Genomic DNA, 5,670 nt, shown 5'->3' with positions numbered 1-5,670 from the left:
TTCTGAATGTGGAAACACCGTCTAAAGGATTTCAATGGAAATTTAAACCCCCATCAATGGAAGAATATCATCAGTTGGCGAGAGTTAAAATTTGTCCAGTTACCGTATTTCATTAAATTTGGAAAATGGTCGATCATGGAGAGAATATATCACTTACCGCTCTGTCTGCAAGAAAATATGGCAAAAGAATATGGAAAAGACACTGTATTGGAGCAATTAACCATGATTGAGCATCACTACTGGCTGTAGTATTCCAACTATTTCGCTCAACTCGTTGCCGCCGTTGATGTTCAATCGGACAAGTAAGCGATTAGCATTGAATCGTTTCTTTCTCTCGTTTCAGGAATGGTAATGAAGTGGGAGAAGAATGAGTGGAAACGTAATTCCAATTTCGCTCTTGACGATTACCTCCTTTACTCCGCAAGAAACCCACTAAGTTTTGCAAAAGTGATGGCGTAATCCCTTGTTTCTCTGATGCTTTAGACAACTGAGCCGGTAAAGGCTCAATTTCTTGAGTGGGCAAAATACCAGCCAACAGAGGTACTTCCTCAACTAAACCTACAGTCATCAGGGTAAATGCCAGATGCTGCACTTGTTCAACGGGAACATTTAGTTCTTTTGCGATCGCAGACAACGAAACTGTCCCTTGCGATCGTTCCCATACTTGCTCCTCTAAAGGATACAATCGATAAGCCGGACTACCCGCCATGATACTAGCTAATCCTGAATTTGGATCAGGTAGTTTATCATGGAGATTATCCCAATTTTTCAGTAATCGCAACCCTCTCAATGTGGCTTCTGTCGCTGAGATGCTCAATCCCGTCATTTCTTTGGTGGGTATGGGAGCGTTTGGGATAAATTTAAACTGACCTTCCTTGAGTTCAAATAACGTACACACTCGCTGCAATACCTGATTCTGAAAAAGCTGCTTTAAATGTTCGATTGACAAGATTCCGTGATGTTTGAGGCTCAACCCCAAGGGTTTATCAGTCGGACATAGCTGTACAAGTTTTGTTACTACGCGCTGGCTCACTCCCATCTGTTCAGCAATCAATTTCACTAAACCTTGATGATCTAATTGATGTGCTGCCGCCACAATACGTCCCTGGTAAACCCAAATGTAATAAATTGCGTTGAGTGGTGTGGGATCTTCTGGCAATGCTCCTAGCGTCAACACTCCAGTTTTCTGTCCTTTCTCTAGAAACTGGAAAATTTCTGGTATCGAAAAGTCGGATAAGGAACTGGTAATCGACATAATTGTTGAATTGAACGCTACGCAGGATAATTTGCTCTACTACTAACGCATACTACGCTTTATTGGCTTACTTCGTAAGGTTTCAGCCGCCTTGCTTTTCAATTCTTTACTAGCCGTGAGCCAATTGTCGGATTTTTGTTATCTACTATACTAAAACCCAGTAATTTGCTGCCAGTAACCTGGCATTTAGCCCTAAAAGTTTGCTCTAAAATACTAAAATTTGTTAAGCTATCGGCTCAGTCTTTATTCCTAAGTATCTATACCGATTCCCAAAAAGATAAAAGGGATACATGGCGCTATTGAGTATGTCATCTCAATTTGGCGCTTATCCTTTCGGTGGATTACCTCAGTAAAATCACGTAATAATCATCTAAGATGTTAGCGATTGCTCACAATCTTAGATCTAAACAAAAATCACAAACTCTAACATTGTAAAAATTGATACAGTTAAGTCCTTGAACTTGATCAGGACTACAGCCAGAAGGAATCACCAGTGCTTGCCGTAGAGCATCCAACCTGCCTGCGATCGCGCAGACTTGACAGTTTTACCCTATAGAGCTCAGATAACTCGGTTGCCAGGTGGCGTACTCCCAACCATGCCCGTACACCATCAATGACAGTCTCTCTATAACAAGAGCAATTCTCTTGTATCTCCTTAGCTAGAGGTATCGGATTAATAAAGTTGCTTTAATTAAGATTAATCTCTAAACAACAGTAATTTGAAACATTAAAAGGTAGAATTTTATGGCTAGCTCAATTGAATTTCAATTATTCGCCCCTTACAACAAAAGCGCTGTATTGAAAGGATGTTTTTCGGATTGGCAAGACATCCAGATGGAGAAAGGAGAGGATGGTTATTTCCGTACCTCAGTTGAGCTTGAGGATGGCACTTACCAGTATAAATTTTGCGTGCAATCTAAATCCTGGTTCTTGGAACCCGATCAATTGGTTGATGTCACCGATCCCTACGCCACAGGAGTGATTGATGACGAAACCCAGAATGGGGTGATGCGAATTAAGGACGGACAAAGGATTGTTGATACCTACACCTGGCAGCATGACGACAAACCCCTGCCTCCAAATCACGAATTAGTCATCTATGAAATGCACATTGGAGACTTCTCTGGTGGCGAAGATGATCCCTATCCACGGGGTCAATTCAAGCACGTTGTTGAGAAATTAGATTACCTGTGCGAACTTGGGATCAATGCCCTTCAACTAATGCCGATGATGGAATATCCGGGAGACTATAGTTGGGGCTATAATGTGCGCCATTTCTTTGCCTTAGAGTCTAGCTATGGTGAAACACAAGAGTTTAAGGATTTAATTGATCAGTGCCATTCTCGTGGTATTCGGGTAATTGTCGATGGAATTTTCAACCATTCAGAATCCGAACACCCATTAACCCAGATTGATCACGATTACTGGTATCACCATGAACCTCCCCATGAATTTAGTTGGGGACCAGAGTTTAATTATGAACACTATGACGAGAACTTAGATATCAAACCCGCCTGGAAATTCATTGGCGATGTAGTGCGCTTCTGGATCGAGGAATATCATATCGACGGTATTCGCTACGACGCGGCGAAGCAAATTGAAAATTATGATTTCATGCATTGGATTACTGAACAAGCCCATAAAAAGGCAGGAGATAAGCCATTTTACAATGTCGCTGAACACATCCCCGAAACTCCCCGTATCACCAATGTCGATGGTCCTATGGATGGCTGCTGGCATGATAGTTTTGCCTACTGCCTCAAGGATCACATCTTTGGTGATACCTTCGATTTAGACCGTCTCAAGGATGCCCTTGATGGTAAGCGTCAAGGCTTTATGGGAACTGTTAATATCGTAAATTACCTGACTAGCCATGATCAAGAACGTTTGATGGTGGAGTTGGCGGATCATGAAATCTTTGATGAAGTGGCATTTAAACGGATCAAGTTCGGTGTGGCTCTTTTAATGACGGCTGTCGGCATCCCGTTAATTTTAATGGGTGAGGAGTTTGGAGAATACAAACCGTTAAAGCCTGAGTCATCCAAACTGGATTGGACGTTGTTGAAGAATGAAGGAAGTCAGGGGTTATTGGAATACTACAAAGGCTTGATTCGACTGCGGAAAGAGAATCATGCTCTCTATACAGATAACATTGATTTCTTCTATGAAGATCCCGAAGCCAAAGTTCTGGGATACATTCGCTGGAATGATCAAGGATCTCAGCTAATTATCATTGCCAATTTTTCAGATAACTTCTTGGAGGGATACGCTGTTTCACAAATTCCGGAGTCGGGAACTTGGCACGAGTGGACGAGGGACTATGATGTTGAAGTGGTTGAAGGTACGTTGGAATTGGACTTGGGAGAGTACGAAGCCAAGGTTTTAGTTTGGCAGTGATATAGCGCTACGCGCTAGGCTTTCTTGCAATAGGCAATAGGCAACACCTCGGACTTCGGACGTTCGGCGAGCGCTCAGTCGAGCCGCGTGAGCGCGGCAACTGAGCCTGTCGAAGTTCAGTCGAACGCTTCGCTCGGTGTGGAATATGCAATAGTGAAGTTGTAGAGACGTTGCATGCAACGTCTCTACCATCAGATGCGTCCTAACCGCTATGGCGATTGCTATACTAATCAAGAGATTGACCCTTCGACTTCGCGGCAATTGAGCCTGTCGAAATTCAGGGTCAAGCGATTTGAATTTTTCTTTTATGTCCTAACTAGAGTGCGTAGTGCTATACAAATAAGGAAGATGGGGAACAAAGGTGCAGGGGGGCGGAGGTGCAGATGATATCAGAGAGAATTGTCCCAATCCCCAATACTGACAGAAGACCATAAGCCGCTTTTGACATCCCTATTCCCCATTCCCTGTTCCCTGTTGCCAATGAAGATGGGGAAGGTAGCTTATCATAGTATATAGGGATGTATGTAGGGATTAAGCATAAACGACTGTCTGGGTTCATCTAAAAGGTTGACATCTTGCGAGTAGTGGTTGAAGGCACTAAAACAGGGCAAGCAGGTTCCTGGCTTATTCACCATTAAAAACCTGCATGTAAACCATGATTCGGCGCGACTTCCTCCCCAACGCTAAGATGGGGTATCCAGCCGCCAAATCAGGATGAACAATCCACACTCAAGCCAGTTTAGACTTATAATTTTGACACCAGTCCCCACCTGAGCTATGTTTAACCGTTTCCAAGATCTATTTTCTAAGGGTAAAAAAGGTATCGGGATAGAATTAGCACCAGAACGTATTAGTATCGCCCAACTGCGTAAGCAAGGTCAGGGCTACAAGCTGGTGAGCCTTCACACCCATGAAGTCCCCGAAGGTTTGTTTGACGGCGGCAAAATTATCGATGCCGCCAGTTTAGCTGAACTGGTGACTGAAATTCTTGATGAACATAAACTCAAAGTCGAGCAAGTCGCCACGGCTGTCCCCATGCGGGAAGCGGTGATTCGGATTATTCCGATTCCTGCTGAACTCGATGACCAAGAATTGCGAGATATGGTTCTCAACCATGAAGCCGGTCTATACTTACCCTATCCGCGCGAAGAAGTAGATTTAGATTACCAAAAACTGGGCTTCTTCATGGACGAAGATGGGATTGAAAAAGTACAAGTTTTGCTGGTAGCAACACGCCGAGAGGTGACAGACACCTATTTGGATACCTTCCAACTGGTGGGGTTAAAAGTCGATGTTCTAGAAATCAATAGTTTTGCCCTGATTCGTACCATTCGTGAGCAACTGCGACAATTTGCTCCCCAAGAAGCGGCGGTATTAGTGGATATAGAATTTGATAGTACCGAAATTGCGATTATTGTCGATGGTGTCCCCCAGTTTTCCCGCACCGTTCCCATTGGCACATTCCAACTCCAGAGTGCCTTATCGAGGGCGATGAATTTACCGACATCCAGAAACACGGAACTCTTGCAGGGAATGACCATACCCAACACTCCGGTGGATGGCATTCGCACAGGTGCGACGGGAATTAATCCGGGAATGGCAGCACTGCTGAGAGTTTTAGGTGAACTCGCAGATGAATTGCGTCGTTCCATCGACTTTTATTTAAATCAGAGTGAAAATCTAGAAGTGGCTCAACTCCTCCTCGCTGGACCCGGCGGTGGAATTGGACAACTGGATGAATTTTTCACCCAACGATTAAGCTTGCCTACCACTCAGGTTGATCCGATTGCAGCACTATCCTTAGAGATGGAGCAAGATGTTCCCCCAGTACAACGACCCGGATTGGGAACGGTACTAGGATTAGGATTGCGGGAGGTTTAACTTTAATGGTTGATGGTTCATGGTGCATGGTTCATGGTTCATGGTTGATGGTTCATGGTGCATGGTTGATGGTTCATGGTAGCAATCAACAATCAACAATCAACAATCAACAATCAACAATCAACAATCAACAATCA

3 protein-coding genes are annotated in these 5,670 nt (G+C 43.8%); 2 read left to right on the top strand and 1 reads right to left on the bottom strand.

Going from position 1 to position 5,670, the window contains the following annotated elements; translation table 11 throughout:
• Window positions 1-310: 310 nt before the first annotated feature.
• The gene (locus ACLFWI_RS25850) at window positions 311-1,255 is read right to left on the bottom strand and encodes a DUF4388 domain-containing protein (RefSeq protein ID WP_446415298.1); all 945 of its coding nucleotides are present in this window, start codon (window positions 1,253-1,255) and stop codon (window positions 311-313) included.
• Between the two features lie 744 nt (window positions 1,256-1,999).
• On the opposite strand from ACLFWI_RS25850, the gene ACLFWI_RS25845 reads away from it, so the two are divergent.
• Entirely contained in the window at window positions 2,000-3,652 is a 1,653-nt protein-coding gene (locus ACLFWI_RS25845; protein WP_446415297.1) for an alpha-amylase family glycosyl hydrolase, read from the top strand.
• 777 nt (window positions 3,653-4,429) lie between these two features.
• Complete coding sequence (gene pilM / locus ACLFWI_RS25840) at window positions 4,430-5,533, top strand: type IV pilus assembly protein PilM (RefSeq protein ID WP_446407819.1); 1,104 nt, start codon at window positions 4,430-4,432, stop codon at window positions 5,531-5,533.
• Window positions 5,534-5,670: the final 137 nt, after the last annotated feature.

The sequence above is a fragment of the Coleofasciculus sp. genome, assembly GCF_046539235.1.
Classification (GTDB): Bacteria; Cyanobacteriota; Cyanobacteriia; order Cyanobacteriales; family Coleofasciculaceae; genus Coleofasciculus.
Note: the sequence above shows the minus strand (reverse complement) of the source record. Positions and strands in the feature narration are given on the sequence as shown.

Bases quoted from the DNA above. Each gene is read 5' to 3' on its own strand.
- ACLFWI_RS25845 (WP_446415297.1), top strand. From the start codon at position 2,000: ATGGCTAGCTCAATTGAATTTCAATTATTCGCCCCTTACAACAAAAGC.
- pilM (WP_446407819.1), top strand. From the start codon at position 4,430: ATGTTTAACCGTTTCCAAGATCTATTTTCTAAGGGTAAAAAAGGTATC.
- ACLFWI_RS25850 (WP_446415298.1), bottom strand. From the start codon at position 1,255: ATGTCGATTACCAGTTCCTTATCCGACTTTTCGATACCAGAAATTTTC.